Genomic DNA, 22150 nt, shown 5'->3' on the forward strand with positions numbered 1-22150 from the left:
CCTGACCCCAGTGACCCCAGAAACTTAGTCGACCGGGTACCGAGCGAACCACCGGTCATCACCCGGCGCATCCGGGCCGAACTCGGTGAGCGCGTCGTCCGCCAGGCCGACGATGACATCGCGGAGCTCCAGCTGCTCGAGCCAGCCGGCCCGCAGCGCTTCCTCGCCGTACATCGCGCCGACGAGGTTGCCGCAGACCGAGCCGGTCGAGTCGCTGTCCCCGCTGTGGTTGACCGCCGCGAGCAACGCTGTGTCGGCGTCCTTGGTGGTCAGCGCGACGTACACGGACATCGACAACGCCGTCTCGCCGACGTTGCCCTGGCCGAGTGACTCGAGCTTCTCCGGTGTCGGCGGCCCTTGCTCCGCCAGCGCCAGAGCCGCGTCGAGCGCCGCGCTCTGCTCTTCGTGCCCCGGGTGCTTCACGAGCTCGTCCCGCGCGGCCGCGAGGGCGTCGAGCAGCGGTTTCCCGTGCAGCAGCCCGTGGACGAGCACGGCGAAGCAGCCCGAGGACAAATACCCGCTCGGGTGACCGTGGGTCAGCGCCGCGCTTTCGGCGCCGAGCCGGAACACCTCGGCGAGGTCGACGGACCACAGCGCGACCGGGGCCGCGCGCATCACGCCGCCGCAGCCCTTCGAGTTGTTCACCGGACGTTCGATGGTGCCCCGGACGCCCGAGCGGCCGTACGCCTCGAGCTCGCCGAAGCAGGTCAGGCCCGGCGCGCGGCGGCTGAACAGGTCCTGGTGGGTGACCAGCCAGCCGTCCGGCGCTTCGACGTGGGACTGCGGCCCGCGCGCCCGGTCCCACGCGACGCCCTGCGTGTGCAGCCAGCGCTGGTAGGCCAGCTGCAGCGAGTGCACGACGTCGGCCGAACCGGTCCGCCGCTGCTGCGCGTGTGCCCTGATCAGCGCTTCGAGCGTGAAGAGCGTCATCTGCGTGTCGTCGGTGATCCGGCCGACGCCGCCGTACGCGGGGATGAAGTCGGTGATGCCCGCCGGGCCCGCGATTTCGCGGATCCGGTCGATCGAGTCGAACTCCGTCTTCGCGCCCAGCGCGTCGCCGATCGCGCCGGCCAGCAGGCTGCCCCGGAGACGTGATCGCAAGCCCGGTCCCTTCGGTTTCGGGGTGAACCGGCCGCTCGGGTACCGGCGCTCCCAGCGTGCGTGCTCCGCGGTCTCCGTCTGGAGGCCGTTGCGGTTGAAGTACCAGAAGACGTCGCTCGCGACGTCGTCGAGCAGGCCGAGGTCGGGCAGCGCCGCGACCCACGCGGCGGGCAGGCCCGGCACGCCGAGCCGCGCGCCGACGAGCGCTCCGGCGACCGCGCCCGCGACCGGGCCGGACCGCGCGGCGAGCGTGATCGCCGCGTGCGGGTCGTAACCGCGCTTGGCCGCGGCGAACAACGCCCGGCCGAGCACAGACCGCACGCTCTCGCCGTCACCGATGCTTTCCAGCTGCTCGACGTCGTCGGCTTCGCGGTCTTCGCGCAGCTCCAGCACGGACGTCGCGAGCTCCCCGCCGATCTCCTGCAGCCTCAGGTGCACCGGCAGTGCGAACGCGTCCCGGGTCAGCACGGCCTGGAACAGCGCTACCAGCAGCTCGACGCCTTCGGCGTCACCGCCGGTCAGTGCACGGGCGACATCCTTCGCGTACTGCTCACCGTCGACGTCCGCGAGGGCGACCGCACCCGCCGGCGTCGCGGCCAGCGCCGTGGCCAGCAACGCGGAGGCGCCGGTCGGCGCGGGGCCCGCGTGCCGGGTCGCGACGGCGAGCCAGCCGACCGGGTCCGGCTCGGGCAGCGGCGGCACCACGCCGTCCGGGACCGGTGGGAGGCCGCGCAGCACGACGTCGGTGTGGAGCAGCAGGTGCCGCGTCAGCCCGCCCAGCGGCAGCGGCCCGGCGGGGTCGGCGCCGCCGCCCAGCGCGTCACCGATCGCGAAGCCGACGTACGCGCCGACGATCCGGTGCCACGCGAAGCGCGCGGCGAGGGTGCCGTAGGCGGAGAACTTCCCGAACGTCCACGGCACCGGACGCGGGCGAGCGTCTTCGTCCACGTGCGCGAGCAGGCCGTCGGCGCCCAGGTCGGCGGGCCATTCCGGCTCCTGGCCGGCCCGGCGCCGGACGCCGTTGCGGTACTGCCAGGCGAACCCGCGCAGGTACCGGACGCACTCCTCCGGGGTCAGCTCGAAGTGGTAGTCGCGGGCGTGGTCGGCCGCGTACCGCAGGTGCCGTTCCAGCAGGTCGGGCGGCTCGACGCCGAACTCGGCGACCAGCGCGGGCAGCGCCTCGGCGACCTCCGGGCCGGCTTCGGGCGCGGGCTCCTCGACCTTCGGGTGCGGCTCGCCGTCCCCGAGGTCGGCCAGCTCGGCCGCGGTGAGGCTGCGGACCAGCCCGGTGCCGGGATCCAAGGTCAGCCCGGTCCCCAGCCGGTCGCGCAACAGCTCGCGGACGCCGATCCGCCACCGGCGCGGGTAGCGCCCGGGCACCTTCGCCGACGAGCTGTAGGCGATGACCTCGTGGCTGCTCGTGCCGGGAACCGGCCGGACCAGGGGCTCGCCGTCCGGGGTCGGCACGAGGACTTCGCAGTCCAGGAGCGCGCGCACGAAGTCGGCGCGGCTGATCCAGTTCGCGCCCAGGTAGTTGAGGAGCTTCTCGACGTCGGTCACCGGCACCGGGAATCCCCGCCAGACCGGCCCCGGCGTGTACTGCCCGCCGGTCCGGATCGCGCGCACCGGGACGTCCAGCCGCGGAAACGCCTTCTCGTCGAACTCCGGGTCGACGTCCGGCCGCGGGCCGGCCATCGCGGCCAGGTCGAGCGTGATCTCGCCGCCGTCGTCCGGCACGACGGCCACCGGGCTGGGGAACAGCCCCGAGCCGACGTCGGTGCCGTCGAGGTAACCGGCCGTGTTGACCGTGAAGCTCCAGCCGTCCGGACGGCGCGCGGTGTGCCGGATCCGCAGCTGGTCGCCGTCGGGCCGGCTGCGGAACCACTCCCGCACCCGCGCGACGGCTTCCTCTTCTGTCATTCTCCCCATCCTCGGGCTAATGCCGCGGGTACCGCTCGATCCACTGGTCACCCAGCGCGCTCAACGCCGAATGCCGGTCGAAGTGCCAGTAGGCGTCCGAAGCGACGTTCTCCACCAGGTGCCGCAGCTCCAGCTGGTCGACCCACTTCTGCGGCAGCCCGGGGATGCCGGTGCGCGCGCCGAGCAGGGCCCCGGCCAGCGCGCCGGTGAGCGCGCTGCGGCCGGAGTGGTTGACGGCGCGAAGCAGCGCCTGCTCCGGGTAGTTCTCGAAGCCGGACAACGCGGCGAAAGCGCGTCCGAGCACCGAGAGCGTCGTCTTGCCGTCGCCGATCAGCTCGGGCATCCGCAGGTCGGGCAGCCCGTGCTCGCCGAAGAACGGCACGGACTCGGCGACCATGTCCTTGATCGCCGTCCACTCCGGACCCTGCTGGTACTGGTTGTCCGGGTTGAGCACCTCGCGGCTGAGGTTCCAGATCGGGAAGCTGAACGCCTCCTTGGTCAGCGCGTGCTCGAACAGCCAGGTCAGGTAGGTCGTGGCGGCCAGGTCAGCCTCGCCGGGGTGGGTGACGCCGGCGAGGTCGCGCGCGGCCTGGCGCGCGCCGCCGCTGAAGCCGCTGCCGGGCCCGGCCATGGTCAGGGCGGCGGGCAGCGCCGGGATCAGCGCGGCCGGGCCGGCCATCGTCACCGCGCCCGCGGCGCCGGTCGCGAGCTGGTGGTAGGCGTTGAGCTCGGCGTCGTCGGCGTCCCGCCGGGCGTGCAGGTCCGTGACCTGCACGAGCCAGCCGTCCGGGTCGTCGAGCGGTGCGCCCTGGGTGCGCAGCCAGCGCTGCAACGACCCGCGGACGACGTCGGGGAAGAGCTGCTCGGCTTCACGCGACTCCGGCTGTTCGCGGTGCGGGCTGCGGATGACGGCCTCGGTGTAGAACAGCAGCCGCTGCGTCAGCGAGCCGATCCGGCCCGGCTGGTCGAACGCCGGGATCAGGTCGGTGACGCCCTCGATGCCCCACTTCGCGTGGATGTCGTGGAGCGGCATCCGGTCGACCGCGGCGCCGAGCGCTTCGCCGAGGGCGAAGCCGACGTACGCGCCCGTGACGCGCTGCCAGCCGTAGCGGAACCCGTCGAGGTCCCGCTCGAAGTACTTGCCGAACGTGTCCAGGCGCGGCACCGCGCGCCCGGCGTTGTCGTACGTCGGCGCGAGGCCGTTCGCGCGCAGGTCGTTGGGCTTGCTGCGCGGCGGCTCCGGCATGTCCATCCGCTTGAGCCAGGACTCGCCGAGCACGGTCTTCGCGCACTCCTCGGCGGTCAGCTCGTAGCCGCGCCGCCGGGCCTTCTCGGCCGCCAGGAGCGGCGGCTTGACCGGGTCCGGCAGCCCCATCCGCGACGCGGTGTCGGCGGCGACGCGGATCAGGTCCTCCTCGGCCTCCGGGCAGCGGCCGTGCACGTCGATGCGCGGCTCGTGCCGCGGGAACCGCTTGACGATCTCGGCGAGCTCACCGCTGGAGACGTCCTCGATGGTCGTCGGGCCGCCGTTGATCACCAGGTTCGGCGGGTGCTCGAACTCGGCCAGCGTCGCGACGTCGACCTTCCACCAGCCGTGCTCGCGCGAGGGCAGGTGCCGGGTCGAGCTGAACACCTTGAGCTCGTTGCGCTCCTCGGCGAAGTAGAACCGGTCGGTCTTGCCGGTCTCCAGGTCGAGCGGGATGAACACCTCGCACCGGATCAGCCCGATGAGCAGCAGCTCCCGCGTCAGCCAGCCGACGCTGGCGAACGACAGCAGCGTCTCGAGCGTGTTCTCGGGCTTCGGGTAACCGCGGCGGATCGGCCCGGCCTTGTACTCGGGGTTCTCGCGTTCTTCGCCGGTCTGGTTGCCCTCGGCGTCGACCTTCACCCAGCCCGCGACGGCCTGCAGCGGCACGCCCAGCTCACCGAGCCCGGCCTTCACGTACTCGGGGTCGACGACCTCGCGCCAGTTCTCCTGGCCGGGGAACGCCACCGGCACCGACAGGCCACCGGGGTGCGGGTGCGCCTGCCGCAGCTCACCGTCCGGCTCGCGGACGACGACCGACGGCGGCGGGAAGATCTCCTTCTCCGGCCGTCCCTCGTCGAGGAACGCGATGGTGTTGTAGGGCACCGACCAGCCCTCGGGGATGCGCAGCACCTTCTCGGTGTCCACCCGGAGCCCGGCGGGACCGGAGACGTCCGGACCGTGCACCGCGCGCAGCCACTGGCCGACCTTGGCAATCGCTTCCGCCGCTTCCACCTACTCGATCCTCTCCAGGCTTCCGTCGGACTCGTGCTCGGCGATCGTCTTCGGCAGCACGAAGGCCACCGCACCACCGGGCAGGTTCGCCCACGGGACCGTGATGCCGGTGATCACGTGCAGCGGGCGTCTCAGCCGGTAGCTCCGCCGTTCCCGCTCGCGTTCCAGCGGCAGCGACGTCGTGGCGAACCGTACCTCCCCGTGGTGGACGAGGTTGCCGGGTTCCTCGCCGAAGCGCAGGACGACCGTACCTGCCACCAGCCGGGTGATGCGCTTGTTGCGGAGCAGGGTGAGGGGAGGCTCACCCGGCGCCGGGTGGACCGGCCAGTCGTCGAGCTCCTTGGCGGTTTCCAAGGGCGTTTCGTGGCCGGCGGTCATCCGGGCGGGGTGCAGCAGCAACGCGCCGAGCAGCTGCTGGGCGGCGTCTTCGAGGCGCTCGAAGTACTTCGGCTCGCGAGGCTTGCCGCCGGCGTGGGCGGCGACCTCCCAGCCGTCGGGTGTGAAGTTGAGGCACCAGGTGCCGTCCGTGCGGTCGCCGACGCGGTAGGCCTCCGGCCAGACGCCGTGCTCGCCGAGCCGCTGGACCAGGACGATCAGCAGCTCTTCGTCGCCGAGCCGCGGGTCCGGTGTGGTCTCCAGCTCCGCGACGACGTCACCGCTGGTCTTCTTGACGTCGGCGCGGCTCGGCTTCGGCCGCGGCTGGCCCAGCAGGTCGGCCTCGGCGGTCCGGCGGACCAGCGGCTCGACGTACGGCGGCTGGAAGTGGTGCCGGCGGATGTGCGCGACGAGGTCCGGTTCGGGCGGGATGCCCTGCTCGGCCAGCTGGTCGGCCACTGTCGACGGCCAGATCCAGGCGCCGTCGGTGTGGAAGCGCTCATCGCCGTCTTCGTGCACGACGGCCTCGCGCTCGAGGTACTGCAGCACGAGCGGCGCCTCGGTGTCGGTCAGCGGCGGCCGTTCGACGTCCGGGCCGCCGGGCTCGGCGTGCCGGAACACCACCCCGAGCGGCAGCTGCGCGCGCAGCCGCCACCAGTCCGGGACGTGGTCCTCGGCGCGCGGGAACTCGGCGATCTCCGCCGGGTAGGCGGCCGACGGCGGCGAGTCCGTCCACACCGGATCGTCGTCGAGCGCGAAGTCGAAGTCGAAGGTGCCGTCCGGGGTGAGCGTGAACCGCGCCTGCAGCCAGGTGCCGCGGCCCTCGGCGTACATCCCCTTGCGCAGCTCGGTGAACAGCTCGGCGATCGCGGCGGACGTCGTCGCGTTGTGGCCGTCGAGCTCGCTGTGCCCGCCGACCTGCCGGAAGTCGACGGCGGCGGGCCCGGTCGGGTCGGTCCGGTGCTCGCGGACGAGCTTTCCCAGCTGCACCAGGAGGGTGCGCTGCTCTTCGGGCGAAAGTCGTTGTTCCACGTGAATCATCGCGCCAACGTCGAGGTGTAGCTGAAGGTCGGGGCTTCGCCGGCGTCGCGGCGGGCGAACTCGTCCTCCCACATCTTGAAGGTCCGCCGGTACAGCGAAACCTTGAGCGCGGCCTCCTCGCGGCTCAGCGGCCGGCCCTCTTCCCGGGCCACCGAGTGCAGGGCGGAGATCGTGTCGTAGAGCGCGAAAAGCGCTCCGCCGCCGCGCAGGTATTCACGGCGCAGGTCTTCGGTCCGGACGACGAACTGCTGCTCGGTCAGCGGGCCGATGTCCCCCTCGCGCGCGAACAGGACGTCGTCGATCTTGAGGTTGTCCTCGACGAACCGCCCGGTCCGCCAGTCCAGGATGTGCCCGGTCAGCTCGCCGTCCGCCGTGGTGTCCAGCCGGTACGGGCTGTCGTGGTGCCGGAAGTACGCCGGCGTCTCGATCGTCATGACTCCGGCCTCTTGTTCAGCGCTTCCCAGAACTTCTCCCGCTCCCGCTTCAGCAGGGCGTTGATCAGGGCTTGCTCCTCGGGGGTGTACGGCCTGGCCCGCTTCTTGTTCGTCACCGGGTCCGGGCCGGGGCCCTCGTCGACGGCGCGCGCCTTGATGTCCCGGCGCACCTCGTAGAGCGAGTGGTCGTAGGCCGACACCGCGTCGACGGCCTTGAGGTGCAGCCGGAACTCGGCGACGTGCCCGTCGATCCGGACCTTCATCTGCAGGTCGCTGTACCCGGCGGGCTGGGGTTTCACGAACCGGTCCTCGAACTCGACGATCTCGATGTCGTCGCGCGCGCGGATCTTCTCCAGCGCGGCGTAGAGCATCTCGATCTTCTCGAACCGGACGATGCCGCCGGCGATGTCGGTCAGCCGCGACGGGTCACCGCCGTAGTTCGACTCGATCTTGTCCTCGGCCCGGCCGCGGCCCTTGAGCGTCTTGCGCAGGTCGGGCTCGCCTTCGGTCTCGGCCGCGATGTCCGGCACGACCTCGCGCAGCTTCCGCATCGCGACCTCGGCGCGCGTGTAGACGTGGTCGAGGTACCGCTCGAACTCCGCCCGGTTGCCCAGGTGCTCCGCCGGGTAGTGCGGCTGACGGCGGTCGGCGTCCTCGTACCGGTCGTTGTCCGCGGTCGCCTCCGCGGAGAGCCGCAGCTCGGTTTCGCCCAGGTCCAGGCGCTGGGGCTCGTCGGGGATCGCCTCCGGCACGGTGCCGTGCTCGCGCTGCGCCTCGACGTCGTGCAGGGAGTCCTGGAAGATCCGCACGGCTTCGTCGTGCGCGAGCAGGTTGCCCAGCGCGAGCGGCCGCTTCGCCAGCGAGTCGGCGATGTAGGCGTTGGCCTCGTCGCCGAGCAGCCGGACCAGCTCGGGGTGCCGCGGCAGCTGGGCATCGAGGTAGTCCCGCAGCGGGCCGAGGTCGTGGGCGTGGCCGAGCGCGTCCTTCGCCTCGACACGCGCGTCCGCCAGGTCCGGGTGGGCGAGCGCGGCCTGCAGGTCTTCACGGCCGAGGAAGCCCGCGCCCGGTTCGGTCATGCCGTAACCGCCGTGCGTCCCGCCGGTCTCGGCGTGCTCGGTCCGGACGTGCTCGGTGTCCGGCGTCCCGACGTGCAGCAGCCGGATGTCCTTCGGCGGGTGCGGCAGGCGCATGAGGTCACCGGACTGCGGGTCGATGAACGCGACGCCGTCCCGGGTGTGCACGACCATCGCGACGTGCCCGTGCTCGACACCGTCCGGGCCGTCGTACTTCACCGCGACGACGGCGTGGTGGTCGACCGGCCGCTCGCGCATCTCGCGGATGACGTCGTCGTAGCTCGCGCGGCCGGAGAACGTCTCGCCGAACCGGCTCTCGATGTGCTCGAGCGTGCCGCGGCTGCCCATCTCGTGGAGCAGGACGGGCTCGGCCGTCATGTCCCCGCCGTGCAGGCGGTCCCAGTACGCCTCGGGGGCACGGGTGCAGTTCGAGACGAAGCCGTTTTCCAGCGCGCCCGGCTCGTGGAAGCCCGGGTTGACGTCACGCAGGTGCGGGTGGCGGTCCTGGACGTAGGCCGCGCGCTCCGCCGGCGTCGCCGCGCCGGCGTGGATGGCCGGTTCGGCGGGCGGGTTCGTCGCGCGGGCCAGGCCCGAGTAGTCCGGCGCCGGTTCCGGCACGAGCGGCGGCTCGGCCGGCCCGTCGAGGACGTCGCTGACGGACTTCGGCTCCGGCTGGGGGTGCTCGCCGAGCCCGCCGAGGCGCTCGGCGATCGACTCCTGCTTGCGGCGCTCGAACTCCGCCGCGTTGTGGTCGTTCTCGGCGCGCCGCTCCGCCATCTTGCGCTGCGCGGCCTCGGGGTCGAGGTACCGCGGGTGGCCGGGGCCGATCTCCTCGGCCTCGATGATCCACTTGCGACGGCCCTCGGGGGTGATCACCAGCCGCTTGTCGTGCACCAGCAGCTGGGTCCCGGGCGGCGACAGCGACTCGCGCTCGCCGGGGTTCTCGGCGAGCTTCGAGATGTCGCGGAGGTTGTCCGAGCGGACGTGCAGCTCGACGTCGTCGCCGAACTTCGTCGTCGAGAGCTCGCCGGTCTTGATCGAGGCGCTGGAGAACGCGGGCTCGACGACCACCTCGCCCTGGCGGTAGGGCCCGGCGACGAGCTCGGCCAGCCGCGGGTCCCCGCCGACGTCGTACCCGCGGACGGTCTCCCCGGACGTCCGCGGAACCTGGTTGAGGCCGTCGGTGATGGCGCGGGTGTTCTCCTGCGCGAGGTCGAAGCCGGGGTGGCCCGGGCCGCGGCGCAGGGCCTCGTTGACGTCGTAGGCGTACTCGCCGCGGGTGTAACCGTGGACCGCGACGGCGCCTTCGTCGGTCAGGTGCAGGCCCGCGGCGTCACGGCGGGCGAGCGCGCGGTCGTGGATCTGCTGGTAGATGTCGCCGTCACCGACCGCGCGGCGGATGCTCTCGTGCTCGGCCGGGGTGGCGCGGTGCGCGTCGTCGAAGAGGTAACCCTCGTCGTGCCGGACGTGCTCGGGCGCCGGGTTGAGCCGGTCGGTGATGGCCGGCGTGGTGTCCCCGCCGAGGGGCAGCTCGTGGATGTGGGTGGCGCCGGGCGGCAGCTCGGCGAGCCGTCCGGTGACGGGATCGGCGAAAACGACACCGTGCTCGGTGTGGACCCCGGCGACCAGCTGCGTCTCGCCGTTGCCGTGCTCGAAGGCGACGGCCGAGCGCGCGCCGACCGGACGTTCACCCAGGTCGTGAGCGACGTCGGCAAGGCTGTCGCGGCTGTTCCACGGTCCGCCGAGCTGCTCGCTGACGCTCCGCCCGGTCGAGGGAGCGGCGCTGACGTCCTCCCCGTTCATCCGCCGCTCGAAGGCGACCATCGACTCGGCGGCGTTGGTGCGGAAGCCGTTCTCGAGGGCGCCGGGGCCGTAGTGGTTGCGGGTGTTGACGGCGCCCAGTTCGGGAACGGCGTCCCGGACGAGGCGAGCGTGCTGCTGCGACGTCTCGACGGACCCGGCGTGCAGCACGGGCGTCCCGCCGGGCGCGAGCGGCTCGGCGAGCTGGGACCAGCCCCCCGCGGGCTCCCCGGTGGCCGGCGCGGGCCGCTCGGGCGGCAGGGAATCGGGGTCGGCGCCGAGCAGCTTGGCCATGTCCCCGGTCGGCTTGAGGTGGGGATGCTCGGCGTAGAACTGCTCGAGCTCGGCGTCGGCCTCACGCTGGAAGCGCTCCTCGTCGGCCCGCTCCTGAGCCCGCCGATCCTCGATGGCCTGGCGTGTATCGGTCTCACCGAGGTGCCGCGGATCCCCGGGAGCGATCTCCTCGGCGTGCACGATCCACTGCGGCTCGCCGGGCTTGCGGTTCGGGTTGTCGGGATGCCCCGGACCCTTCTCGACACCGGTGATCTCGAACTGCGACCCGGCCTTGAAGAGGACCTCACGCTCGTGCCCGATGCTGGCCATGGACTCGACGTCCCGGCCGGTCTTGGACTGGATCCGCATCTCGACCTCACCGGCGAAGGTGCTGCGCGGATGCTCCGCGTCGACCTTCGACGAGCTGAGGAACGACGGTTCGGTGATGTGCGCGTCCTGGTGGAAACGCCCGAGGAAGGCCTGCAGCCGAGCAGGGTCGCCGTGGAAGTCGATCCGCCGCGAGACGACCCCGACATGCGGCGGCAGCTCGTTGAGCCCGGAAACAAGCGCCCCGGCCTGCGGAGCGAGCTCACGGAGCTCAGGCCCCCCGAACCGCAAAGCGTGGTTGAGCGGCCCGACCATCTCCTGGCGCGTGTAGGCGTGCACGGCGAACGCGCCGTCGTCTGACATGCCGGGATGGAAGTCGTCGCGCTTGGCGAGCGCCTCGCGCCGGACCTGCTCGTGACGCCACTCGCCGGTCTCGGGGCTCTGGCGCCCGGAGTCCATGAAGGTGTCCTCGATCCGCCGAGCCCCAGCGGGGTCATCGGTGCGGAAGTGCTCGTCGGTGAGGTAGGGCTCGTGAGGCGCGTCGTGCTCGGGCTGCCCGTAGCTGAGCGGCTCGTCGGGTCCTTGGGACGTCGGCTCGGCAGCGTGCGTCTGTTCGGCAGGCTGCTCGTGCTCGGCCGCAGGCGTTTGCTCGGCAAGCGGCTTTTCGCCCGCGGGCGTCGCCTCGGCGGGCTGCTCATGCGTCGGCTGTCGCTCGTTCGAGGGCGCTGGCTCGTCAGGTCGCTGGTGCTCGGCCGCGGGCCGCTGCTCGGCGACCGGCCGTTCCACGGGCGGCTGCTCGAACGGTCGCTGCACCGCCGGCTGTTCCGGCGCACGCTCCACCGGCCGCGGCTGGTCAAAGGGCCGGCCCGGCAGGTTTTCCTGCGCCGGCCCGAACCGCGGCGGCGGTACCTGCGGCGGCCCACCCGGCCCCACCCGCGGATCGTGCGTCGGCCGTCCCCCGGGCGGAGGCGGCATCGGCGGCCGCCCACCGGGACCCTGCGGTCCACGCGGCTGACTCGGATACCCAGCCGGCCGCTGCCCACCAGGCACCGGCGGCCGAGGCCCACCTTGCGGCGGCCCCGACGGCATCCGCCGCGGATCATGCGGCGCCATCCCACCTTGCGGCGGCCCCCCGTGCCCCATCGGCGGAGGCCCACCCGTCCACCTGCCTTGCGGCGCCGACGGCTGTCCGCCGGGTCGTTGTTCACCTGGCCGAGTAGGTGGTTGCCCGTTCTGCGGTGCCGGCGGTTCCCCGCCGGGCCGCTGTTCGCCCGGCCGAGTCGGCGGTTGTCCGCCTTGCGGTGCCGGTGGTTGTCCGCCGGGTCGTTGTTCGCCTGGTCGAGTCGGCGGTTGCCCGGCCTGCGGTGCCGGCTGTTGCCCTCCGGGCCGCTGTCCGACCGGCGGTTGCCCACCCGGCCGCTGTTCGCCGGGCCGAGTCGGCGGTTGTCCGGCCTGCGGCGGTTGCGCTCCGGGTCGGTGCTCGCCCGGTCGGGCCGGCGGTTGTCCACTTTGTGGTGCCGACGGTTGCCCACCGGGCCGTGTCGACGGCCCGCCAAGTGCCGTGGCGGGGTGCACCGGACCGCCGCCCGCCATTGGCTGGCCGCCCGGTCGCGCCGGGAACTGTCCGCCCTGGGGTGCCGGTGGCTGGCCGGCTGGGCGTCGGGGCGGCTGGCCGTTCTGCGGTGACGGGGGCTGACCGTTCGGATGCACCGGAGGTTGCCCGCCATTCGTGGCGGGCCGACGCTCGCCCGGCCGCGCGAACGGCTGCCGGCCGGTCTGGGGCTGCGCGCCGCCGCTTGCTGGGGGCATGCGGCGCGGGTCGTGCGGGGGCTGGCCTCCGCGTGGAGGCATTGGCTGCTGGGGTGCTCGCGGTCCCGCCCCGCCGGCGGTGCCCGGCATTCCCGCGGAAGGAGGCGGCGGTGGTGGTGGTGTGAATCCGGCCGACGGTGGGGTCTGCGGTGCCGACGGACCGTTCTGGAACTGGCCCGCCTCCGCCGCGAACGGCTGGGTTCCGCCGGTGAAGCCCGCCGCTCCGACAATGTCCTGCGGACGCCCACCACTCTGCCGCCCCTGCTCCGGGCCGAACGCCGGCGGAGCCATGCCGTAGCCGCCGCTGCTCGGCATTCCGCCGCCTGTCGGTGCCCCTTCGGCGCGGGGCGCTTGTGCGACAGCTTGCTGCTCAGAGCTCGGCCGTGGCGCAGGCGGCTGGTCTGCCGCGGGCCGAGCGTCGACCGGCTGGCGTTCCGGACCCTGCGGCTCGGCCGTGTGCTGAGGGCTAGGCGATTCCGGCGCCGGCGGCTGGTCTGCCGCGGGCCGTGCCCCGACGGATTCGCGCTCAGGAGCCTGGTCTGCCCTGGACGATTCCGGGGTCGGCTGGTCCGCCGCCCGTGGCTCGGCGGACTGCTGCTCCGCGCGCTCGGGTTCCCGCCGGGTCTCCGGCTCGGAGTCCGCCGAAGCATGACTCGGCTCTTCACCGCGTGACTCGGGTTCCGAAGACGGCTCCGGCTCCGGCTCCGACGACTGCCGCGACTCCGGTTCCGGCGACGGCTCCCGCCGCGACTCGGGCTCCGACGATGCCCCCGACTCCTCGTCCGAACTCCGCCGCGCCTGCTCGGAATCCCCCGAACCAGAGCGAGAGTCCGAGTTGCCGGAGTCTCCCGAACCAGAGTCCGAGCCCCGCCCGGTTTCCTCGGAATCCGCCGAACCAGAGCGAGAACCCGAGTCGCCGGAATCCCCCGAGCCGGAGTCCGAACCAGAACCCGAGTCCGAACCACCGCCCCCATCCGACCCCGCCCGCGGAATGTTCGCCTCATGGACCGAATGCATCTGCGCCTTGGCGCCATCAACGGCCCCACCGACCGCCCCGCTCGACGCCCCGGTCAACAGCTGCTCCGCGGTCAGCGACCCCAAATCCCCGGTGACCGCCGCCTGCCCGACAGTCTGCGCAACCCCCTCGACCGCCCCCCGAGCCCCCGCGCGCATGGCGGCGTCCGCGATCTGACCGCCGGCGCTGTGCGAAAGCCCCTCGGTCGCCCCGCGCCCGATCGCTCCGCTCCCCGCGCCGACCACTCCGCCGACCGCGCCCGAGATCGCCGAGTCGGACGTCTTCGACCAGTCCCAGCTCTGACGGTCCCCCTTCGCCATCTGCAGGCCCTGGATCCCCGCGTCCATCCCCAGGTTGATGGCCTCGTTCTTGAGGACCTCCATGCCGATCTTCTTCAGGCCCTGCTTGAGCAGCTTCTCCAGCAGCTCCTTCGCGACCTGCTTGAACCCCTGCTGCGCCAGCTTCTCGAGCAGCTGCCGGAACAGCATCTGCACGGTCATCCGCGTCGCGATCTGGGCCGGCGCGATGCCGGCCGTCGAGCCGCCGAACGTCACCGCCGCCGCCGCGATCATCGCCGCGATCTGGGCGGCCAGCACGATCAGCGAGATGATGATCATGTACTTCGTGTACTCGACGTCCAGGGCCGTCTGGTCGCACGAATCCCCGAGGGCCTTCGTCGCGTCGGCGAGCTGCTTGAAGTACGCCTCGTCGCCCTCGACGAACTTCTTCCACTGCTCGACGAACGCGTCGGCGCCGTCACCGGTCCAGTTGTCGCGGATGCCGCTGGCGGCCTGGTTGCCCGTCTCCGACGCCGGGGCGATCGCCGACGACGCCGTGTGCCAGGCGTCCCTCAACAAGCGCAGCTTGGTTTCGTCGCCCTCGGGCCAGCTTTCCCCGACGACGATCGGCAGCAGCCACTTGACCGCGTCGGGCATCTCCATACCCACGCGTCATTGCCCCTTGCTCAACTGGGACGTCACGTCCTCGTCGACGCCCGACAGCGCCTTCATCGACTGCGCGACGTTCTGCTGCATCCCCCGCAACCCCTGCACGAGGTTGGTGAACCCTTCGACGGCGCCCTGCGAGCCGGGCACGTAGTCCTTCGCGAACTCCTTGCCGGAGTCGTCGCCGCCCCAGCACTCGCCCTGTGCGGCGAGGGCGCCCTGCAACGTCTTCAGCGCGTTGTCGAGGCCGTCCGCGGCGGTGACCAGGCCGTTCGAAGCGCGCAGCACCGCGTCCGGTTCCGCGGTGAAGCCGGAACCCCCGTCCGGCATCAGTCGCCCCTCGTCATCCAAGATGCCGGTGGCTCCTCGTCCTCGTCACGCGGCGGGCGGACGCGCTTGGGCGCGGGCTTCGGGGCGGGCATCGGCGGCGGCGCCTGCTCGTTGCGCATGATCGACCCGCCGTCCTCGAACGACTCCGGCCGCGGCGCCTCGACCGGCTCCTCGACGAACTCCGGGATCGGCGGCACCAGCCCGGCCAGCGACGGCGCGCCCTCGACGAGGTCGGCGAGGTCGGGCAGGCCTTCGGTGATCGGCGCCATCAGGTCCGCGATCTTCTGCTTGACCTGCAGGGTTCCCTGCCGCACCACCGTCTGGACGGTGGTCGCGAGCTGGGCGGGGGTCGTGCGCTCGAACGCGTTCGGCGCGAACTCGAGCTTCGCGAGGCTGCCGCCGGCGTCGATGGTGGCGCGGACCAGGCCGTCGGGCGACGTCACGTGGGCACTGGTCTCGGCGGCCGCGGCCTGGGCGTCCCGCAGCTGGGCGGTCTGCCGCTCGAAGTCCTCCAGCAGGGTGTCCATCTGGTCCTTCATCGCGGCATTGCGTGCTTCGAGCCGTGCACGGTCGTCGCCCGCGGTGGTCACAGGTGCCCCCGGTGTCCCTCGAACCTACTAATGACTTGCCGTCACCCTAATGCCAATGGAGCAGTGCCCGTGACCGGTTCGGCGGTTTGCCTCAGCGAATCGTGCGCCGCCGGGCGACCAGGTACCCGGCCCCGCCGACGAGGTAGCAGGCGGTCGCGGCGATCAGCAGGCCCGGCGAGCGGCCGTCGGCCGGCACCACCAGCGCGCCCAGCGAAACCGCCGCCACCTGCGTGATGTTGAACAGCGTGTCGTACAGCGCGAACACCCGGCCGCGGGCTTCGTCGGCGACGTCGAGCTGGATCGACGAATCGACACAGAGCTTCAGCACCTGCCCGGCGCCGGTGATGACGAACGACGCGAGCAGCGCGAGCGGCAGCACCATCGGCAGGCCGAACGCGGACTGGGCGATCGCCGCGAGCAGCAGGGAACCGAGCACCGCGCGCAGCCGGCCGAACTTCCGGATCAGCCGCGCGGTCAGCAACCCGGCCAGCAGCAGGCCGGCCCCGGCGAGCGCGGCCATCTGCCCGAGCCCGGGCAGGCCGGCGCGGAAGAGCCCGTGGTCGGTGAAGTAGTTGCGCATCAGCAGCACGGTGACCAGCAGCGACACCCCGAACGACGCCCGGTGCGCGAACAGCGCGACGAACCCGGCCGTGACGCTCGGCGCGCGCCACGCGTGCTTCGCGCCGTCGGCCAGCCCGCGCGCGACGGCCAGCACGGGGTTCGGCGGCTCGTCGACAACCGTGGGCCCGAGCACACCCCGCGTGAAACCGCGCGCGAGGAACGCCGAGACCAGGGCGCCGATAACGGCGAACGCCGTGGTCTCGGCCGAGCCGACGTCGTTGCTGCCGAAAAGCGCGCGAAGGCCGATCGCGCAGCCGCCGCCGATGACGGCGACCACCGAGCCGAGCGTGGTGGCGAAGGCGTTGGCCGTCACGACGCTCTCTTCCGCCACGACGTGCGGCAGCGACGCCGAGAGCCCGGACCCGATGAAGCGGCTGATCCCCTCCGCGGCCAGGGCCAGCGAAAACAGGCCGATGCCACCGAACCCGAAGCCGACAGCGGCGGCCGCGCAAACGATTGCGAGCCCCCGCAGCAGGTTCGCGAAGATGAGGACCTTCCGGCGGTCCCAGCGATCGAGGAGCGCACCCGCGAAGGGGCCGACAACCGAGTACGGCAGCAGCAGTGCGGCGAACCCGCCGGCGATCGCGAGCGGGTCGGCGGCACGCTCGGGGTTGAACAGCACGGCGCCGGCGAGACCGGCGCGGAAGACGCCGTCTCCCCAGCTCGCCGCGAAGCGGGTGAAGAGAAGACGGCGGAAGTCCGGGTCCTTGAGCAGCTCCCGGGGGCCTTTTCGCGTCGCCACACCGGCGCTGGTCGTCACAGGCCAAGAGTAGGTGGTCGACGCACTGAGGTCGCCTCTCGGCGGCTATGCGCAGTGTGGCTCCAGCCGGACGGTATTCCACAAAGGCGGTTCTTCAGTGAGCCCGGGGGACACGGAGTGCGCCGACCAGTGTTTCAAACGAGGCGGGTGGGGCGATTGTTCCCGAGCCGAAGTAATTCACCGGGCCAGGAGTGAGATCATGGGTCGCGTGCCAGCGGACGCCGAGGTTGAACCGGGAACGCTCCTGGTCGCCGCCCCCACGATGGTCGACCCCAACTTCCGGCGGACCGTCGTGTTCGTCATCGACCACCGCGACGAGGGCACGCTCGGCGTGGTCCTCAACCGGCCGAGTGACGTCGCCGTGCACGACGTGCTGCCCAACTGGGGCGGGCACGTCGCCGAGCCGCAGGCGGTGTTCGTCGGCGGGCCGGTGGAGAAGAAGACGGCGCTGTGCCTGGCCGCGCTGCGCACCGGCGAGACGGCGGCGAGCGTGCCGGGTGTCATCGCGGTCCGCGGGCCGGTCGCGCTGGTCGACCTGGACACCGATCCGGAAGTGCTCGTGCCGAAGGTGCGCGGCGTACGCGTCTTCGCCGGCTACGCGGGCTGGGACTCGGGCCAGCTGGCGAGCGAGATCGAGCGGGACGACTGGGTCATCGTCCCCGCGCTGCCGAGCGACATCCTGGCCTCGCCGAACGGCGACCTGTGGAGCCAGGTGCTGCGCCGCCAGGGTGTCCCGATCGCGTTGCTGGCCACCCACCCGGGTGACCTGCAGCGGAACTAGGCGTCTTCTTTCTTGAAGACCCCGCAGCCGCCGGCGCCGCACGCGCAGCCGCTGCAGCCGGCGGGCGCCGCCGGAGCCGGCGCGGGCACGGTCAGCGCGGCCCGGTTGCCGAGCACCCCACCGCCCATGACCAGCACGAGCATGGCGAGCACCCCGGCGACCGCGGCGGAAACCAGCCCGGCGGTCGTCGGCATCGCGAGCCCGGCCAGCCCGGTGAGCACGGAGATCGCGCCGCCGGCCATGGTCGGCAGCCCCGCGACGCGGTTGGCCAGCTTGAACGCTTCTTCACTGCGCAACGCGGCCTGCGTGCGCACGCCGGTGCCGCCTTCGCGCGTCAAGCGCTCGCGGAAACCGAGGAACCCACCAAAACCGACGAGCAGACCCAGCACGACCGGAACCAGCGCGATAGCGAACACGGCTCAAGGATAAGCGTGACGTCCCGGCAACCTGCCGGATACCCTGGTCGACTGTGCTACAGGCCATGTCACCACGCGTACTGCCCACAGTGTTGACCGCTGCCCTGATCGGGGGACTCGTCGCCGCAGCGCCGGCGAGCGCCACCGAGAGTCACCAGCGGCCGATCCGCCTGCTCGGCGAGCAGATCGTCCCCAACTCCCTGCAGTTCCAGGGCACGACGGTCGGCGGCCTCTCCAGCATCGACTACGACCCCCGGACCGGCGGATACGCCCTGATCTGCGACGACCGGTCGGCGATCAACCCCGCCCGCTTCTACACGGCGACCTTCCCGGTGTCGGCGCACGGTGTCGGCCCGGTCACCTTCACCGGCACGAAGCCGCTGCTGCGCCCGGACGGCACGCCGTACCCGCCGCTCACGCAGAACGACCCCTCGAAGCCGCAGAACGAGCAGACGATCGACCCCGAAGAGCTGCGTGTCGACCCGTGGACCGGCGACTACTACTGGTCGCAGGAGGGCGAGCGCACCGCGACGACGTTGATCGACCCGTCGATCCGCGAGGCGCGCCGCGACGGGAAGTACGTCCGCGACCTGCCGATTCCGGCGAACGAGAAGATGACGCCGACGACCGGCCCGCGGCAGAACCTGGTCCTCGAAGGCCTCACCTTCGCCGGCTTCGGCGCGCTGATCGCCAGCGAGGACGAGGGCCCGCTGCTGCAGGACGGCCCGGAGTCGACGCTCACCACGCGCGGCGTCTCCCGGATCACGCTGCAGGGCCGCTACGGCCCGGTCCTGGCGCAGTACGCCTACCAGCAGGAGCCGATTTTCGCGTCACCGGTGCCCGCCGGCGCGTTCGCCACGACCGGCGTCTCCTCGATGCTGGCGGTCGACCAGGCCGACCCGACGAAGTACCTGATGATGGAACGCTCGTTCGTCACCGGCGTCGGCAACAAGGTGCGCGTCTACGAGATCGACACCAAGGGCGCGACGAACATCCTGAACGTCAAGTCCCTGGCCGACGCCCAGCACGTCAAGCCGGTCAAGAAGCGCCTGCTGTTCGACGCCGCCGACCTCGGCCTGTCCACTGTGGACAACCTCGAGGGCATGACCTGGGGCCCGAAGCTGCCGAACGGCGAGCGCAGCCTGGTCATCGTCAGCGACAACAACTTCGCGGCCACCCAGGTCACGCAGTTCGCGGCAGTGGCGGTCCCCTCGGAACGGCTTTGACCAGCAAGTTACGATGAAGGTATGAACACGGCTCGGCTGCTCCTTAGCCTGCCGCGCTGACCGGGTCCGGCCCGGCCGGCGCGGCGACCCCTCATGCCCTGGTGGCTGAGGGGTCGAGTTGTTTCTGGAGTAGCTCCGACGGAGGAAGACGGCGATGACTGAGGCGACCGGGACCGACGTCCCCGCGCACCGCTACACGGCCGCGCTGGCCGGCCAGATCGAGCAGCGCTGGCAGGACCACTGGGCCGACCAGGGGACCTTCCACGCGCCGAACCCGGTCGGGCCGCTCTCGGTCGAGGGGCAGCCGGTGCCCAGCGACAAGCTGTTCGTCCAGGACATGTTCCCGTACCCGTCGGGCTCCGGCCTGCACGTCGGGCACCCGCTGGGCTTCATCAGCACCGACGTCTTCGCCCGGTACCACCGGATGATCGGGCGCAACGTGCTGCACACGATGGGCTTCGACGCGTTCGGCCTGCCGGCCGAGCAGTACGCCGTCCAGACCGGGCAGCACCCGCGCAAGACGACCGAGGAGAACATCCAGACGTACCTGCGCCAGATCCGGCGCCTGGGCCTGGGGCACGACGAACGCCGTCGCATCTCCACGATCGACCCGAACTACTACCGCTGGACGCAGTGGATCTTCCTGCAGATCTTCAACTCCTGGTACGACGTCGAGGCGGGCGGCGCGCGGCCGATCGCCGAGCTGGAAGCCGCGTTCGCCGACGGCTCGCGCCCGGTGCCCGGCGGCAAGGACTGGGCGTCGCTGAGCGCCGCCGAGCGCAAGAAGGTCATCGACGACCACCGGCTGGTCTACATCTCCGAGGCGCCGGTCAACTGGTGCCCGGGCCTGGGCACGGTGCTGTCGAACGAAGAGGTCACCGCCGACGGCCGCAGCGAGCGCGGCAACTTCCCCGTCTTCCGCCGCAACCTGCGCCAGTGGATGATGCGGATCACCGCGTACGCCGACCGCCTGGTCGACGACCTGGACCTGCTGGACTGGCCCGAGAAGGTCAAGTCCATGCAGCGGAACTGGATCGGCCGCTCGCACGGCGCCCGCGTCACGTTCAAGTCGGGTGACCACGGCATCGAGGTCTTCACGACCCGGCCGGACACCCTGTTCGGCGCGACGTACATGGTCCTGGCGCCGGAACACCCGCTGGTCGACGAGCTGACCACGCCCGCGTGGCCCGCCGACGTCGATTCTCGGTGGGCCGGCGGCGCGGCGACCCCCGCCGAGGCCATCAAGGAGTACCGCGTCGCGGCGTCGCGGAAGTCCGAGCTGGACCGGCAGGAGAACAAGGAGAAGACCGGCGTCTTCACCGGCGCGTACGCGACGAACCCGGTGAACGGCAAGGAGATCCCGATCTTCGTCGCCGACTACGTGCTGATGGGGTACGGCACCGGCGCGATCATGGCCGTGCCCGGCCAGGACGTCCGCGACTGGGAGTTCGCCGAGAAGTTCGGGCTGGAGATCATCCGGACCGTGCAGCCGTCGGAAGGTTTCGACGGCAAGGCGTTCACCGGCGACGGGCCGGCGATCAACTCGGGTTTCCTGGACGGCATGGACGTCGCCGAGGCCAAGAAGACGATCATCGAGAAGCTGGCCGAAGACGGCACCGGCGTCGGCACCGTGCAGTTCAAGCTGCGCGACTGGCTGTTCTCGCGCCAGCGCTACTGGGGCGAGCCGTTCCCGGTCGTCTATGACGAAGACGGCGAAGTCCACGCCGTGCCCGAGTCGATGCTGCCGATCGAGCTGCCCGAGGTCGCCGACTATTCGCCGGTGACGTTCGACCCCGAGGACCGCGACTCGATGCCGTCGTCCCCGCTGGCCCGCGCGACCGACTGGGTCGAGGTCGAGCTGGACCTGGGTGACGGCCCGAAGACCTACCGCCGTGACATCAACACGATGCCGAACTGGGCCGGCTCCTGCTGGTACCAGCTGCGGTACCTGGACCCGACGAACAGCGAAACGTTCTGCGCGCCGGAAAACGAGCAGTACTGGATGGGCCCGCGCCCCGGCGAACACGGCGCGGACGACACCGGCGGCGTCGATCTGTACGTCGGCGGTGTCGAGCACGCCGTGCTGCACCTGCTGTATTCGCGGTTCTGGCACAAGGTCCTGTTCGACCTGGGCCACGTGACGTCCAAGGAGCCGTACCGGAAGCTGTTCAACCAGGGCTACATCGAGGCGTACGCGTACACCGACTCGCGCGGTGTCTACGTCCCGGCCGAGCAGGTCGAGGAGCGCGGCGGGAAGTACTTCTTCAACGACGAAGAGGTCACCCAGGAGTACGGCAAGATGGGCAAGAGCCTGAAGAACGTCGTCACGCCGGACGAGATGGCCGAGAACTACGGCGCCGACACGTTCCGGTTCTACGAGATGGCGATGGGCCCGCTGGCGATGTCCCGCCCCTGGGCGACGAAGGACGTCGTGGGCGCGCACCGGTTCCTGCAGCGGCTGTGGCGCCTGGTCGTCGACGAGACGTCCGGCGAGCTGCGAGTGTCCACTGAGGACGCTTCGGAGGCGGACCGGAAGGTGCTGCACCGCACGGTCGCCGGCGTCCGCGACGACTACGCGGAGATGCGGTTCAACACGGCCGGCGCGAAGCTGATCGAGCTGAACAACCACGTCACCAAGGTGTACGGCGCGGCCGCGTCGACCCCGCGTGAGCTGGCCGAGCCGCTGGTGCTGATGCTGGCGCCGCTGGCCCCGCACCTGGCCGAGGAGCTGTGGCACCGGCTGGGCCACGCGGATTCCCTGGTGCAGGGCCCGTTCCCGGTGGTGGACGAGAAGTACCTGGTGGAGGACACGGTCGAGTACCCGATCCAGGTCAACGGCAAGGTCCGCTCCCGCGTGACGGTGGCGGCTTCCGCGTCGTCGGACGACGTCCAGGCGGCCGCGCTGGCGGACGAGAAGGTGTCCGCGCTGATCGGCGACGGGAGCCCGCGCAAGGTGATCGTGGTGCCGGGCAAGCTGGTCAACATCGTCCTGTGACATCCAGGGCTTCGCCCCGGGCCGGGGGCTTCGCCACCCGGACCCCCGAAAGCCGGCGG

The 22150-nt window shown here is 71.9% G+C and carries 12 protein-coding genes and 1 pseudogene; 3 read left to right on the plus strand and 10 right to left on the minus strand.

The annotated features are described in order from the left end of the window. Window positions 1-24: 24 nt before the first annotated feature. From ACZ61C_RS14235 to ACZ61C_RS14275, 9 genes and pseudogenes are all read right to left on the minus strand, one after another. On the minus strand, window positions 25-3021 hold the full coding sequence (locus ACZ61C_RS14235) for an ADP-ribosylglycohydrolase family protein (RefSeq protein WP_465306545.1): 2997 nt from the start codon (window positions 3019-3021) through the stop codon (window positions 25-27). Window positions 3022-3037: 16 nt separating this feature from the next. Beyond that, on the minus strand, window positions 3038-5281 hold the full coding sequence (locus ACZ61C_RS14240; RefSeq protein WP_465306547.1) for an ADP-ribosylglycohydrolase family protein: 2244 nt from the start codon (window positions 5279-5281) through the stop codon (window positions 3038-3040). Beyond that, window positions 5282-6697: a glycohydrolase toxin TNT-related protein gene (locus tag ACZ61C_RS14245; RefSeq protein WP_465306549.1), complete on the minus strand. Its 1416-nt coding sequence runs from the start codon at window positions 6695-6697 to the stop codon at window positions 5282-5284. It abuts the gene before it with no gap. Continuing rightward, complete coding sequence (locus ACZ61C_RS14250; protein ID WP_465306551.1) at window positions 6694-7131, minus strand: hypothetical protein; 438 nt, start codon at window positions 7129-7131, stop codon at window positions 6694-6696. Before ACZ61C_RS14250 ends, ACZ61C_RS14245 begins: the two co-directional genes overlap by 4 nt. Next, complete coding sequence (locus tag ACZ61C_RS14255) at window positions 7128-11390, minus strand: toxin glutamine deamidase domain-containing protein (RefSeq protein WP_465307034.1); 4263 nt, start codon at window positions 11388-11390, stop codon at window positions 7128-7130. The genes ACZ61C_RS14250 and ACZ61C_RS14255 overlap by 4 nt, the downstream gene beginning before the upstream one ends. A 2547-nt stretch (window positions 11391-13937) precedes the next feature. Next, window positions 13938-14369, minus strand: a pseudogene (locus ACZ61C_RS14260) (WXG100 family type VII secretion target); the annotation flags it as partial. A gap of 9 nt (window positions 14370-14378) precedes the next feature. Then, window positions 14379-14702, minus strand: coding sequence for a WXG100 family type VII secretion target (locus ACZ61C_RS14265; RefSeq protein WP_465306553.1), 324 nt, complete (start codon window positions 14700-14702; stop codon window positions 14379-14381). Then, a complete protein-coding gene (locus ACZ61C_RS14270) occupies window positions 14702-15241 on the minus strand; it encodes a YbaB/EbfC family nucleoid-associated protein (protein WP_465306555.1) in 540 nt (179 codons plus the stop codon). The genes ACZ61C_RS14265 and ACZ61C_RS14270 overlap by 1 nt, the downstream gene beginning before the upstream one ends. A 142-nt stretch (window positions 15242-15383) precedes the next feature. Further along, entirely contained in the window at window positions 15384-16673 is a 1290-nt protein-coding gene (locus ACZ61C_RS14275; protein WP_465306557.1) for an MFS transporter, read from the minus strand. 199 nt (window positions 16674-16872) lie between these two features. On the opposite strand from ACZ61C_RS14275, the gene ACZ61C_RS14280 reads away from it, so the two are divergent. Then, on the plus strand, window positions 16873-17454 hold the full coding sequence (locus tag ACZ61C_RS14280) for a YqgE/AlgH family protein (protein WP_465306559.1): 582 nt from the start codon (window positions 16873-16875) through the stop codon (window positions 17452-17454). Here the strand turns inward: ACZ61C_RS14280 and ACZ61C_RS14285 are convergent. Further along, window positions 17451-17870 carry an SdpI family protein gene (locus ACZ61C_RS14285; RefSeq protein ID WP_465306561.1) on the minus strand — a complete coding sequence of 140 codons (420 nt, stop codon included), beginning with the start codon at window positions 17868-17870 and terminating at the stop codon, window positions 17451-17453. The two genes, ACZ61C_RS14280 and ACZ61C_RS14285, sit on opposite strands and share 4 nt — an antisense overlap. Before the next feature lie 65 nt (window positions 17871-17935). On the opposite strand from ACZ61C_RS14285, the gene ACZ61C_RS14290 reads away from it, so the two are divergent. After that, window positions 17936-19096, plus strand: a complete 1161-nt coding sequence (locus ACZ61C_RS14290; protein ID WP_465306563.1) for an esterase-like activity of phytase family protein — start codon at window positions 17936-17938, stop codon at window positions 19094-19096. A gap of 154 nt (window positions 19097-19250) precedes the next feature. Next, entirely contained in the window at window positions 19251-22091 is a 2841-nt protein-coding gene (leuS, locus tag ACZ61C_RS14295; RefSeq protein ID WP_465306565.1) for a leucine--tRNA ligase, read from the plus strand. The last annotated feature ends 59 nt before the right edge of the window (window positions 22092-22150 follow it).

It is taken from the genome of Amycolatopsis sp. NPDC104587, assembly GCF_055583645.1.

What these genes read in the sequence shown, in the direction of transcription:
- ACZ61C_RS14290 (WP_465306563.1), top strand. Translation starts at nt 17,936, where the DNA reads ATGTCACCACGCGTACTGCCCACAGTGTTGACCGCTGCCCTGATCGGG.
- ACZ61C_RS14235 (WP_465306545.1), bottom strand. Translation starts at nt 3,021, where the DNA reads ATGACAGAAGAGGAAGCCGTCGCGCGGGTGCGGGAGTGGTTCCGCAGC.
- ACZ61C_RS14245 (WP_465306549.1), bottom strand. Translation starts at nt 6,697, where the DNA reads ATGATTCACGTGGAACAACGACTTTCGCCCGAAGAGCAGCGCACCCTC.
- ACZ61C_RS14270 (WP_465306555.1), bottom strand. Translation starts at nt 15,241, where the DNA reads ATGAAGGACCAGATGGACACCCTGCTGGAGGACTTCGAGCGGCAGACC.
- ACZ61C_RS14265 (WP_465306553.1), bottom strand. Translation starts at nt 14,702, where the DNA reads ATGCCGGACGGGGGTTCCGGCTTCACCGCGGAACCGGACGCGGTGCTG.
- leuS (WP_465306565.1), top strand. Translation starts at nt 19,251, where the DNA reads ATGACTGAGGCGACCGGGACCGACGTCCCCGCGCACCGCTACACGGCC.
- ACZ61C_RS14250 (WP_465306551.1), bottom strand. Translation starts at nt 7,131, where the DNA reads ATGACGATCGAGACGCCGGCGTACTTCCGGCACCACGACAGCCCGTAC.
- ACZ61C_RS14280 (WP_465306559.1), top strand. Translation starts at nt 16,873, where the DNA reads ATGGGTCGCGTGCCAGCGGACGCCGAGGTTGAACCGGGAACGCTCCTG.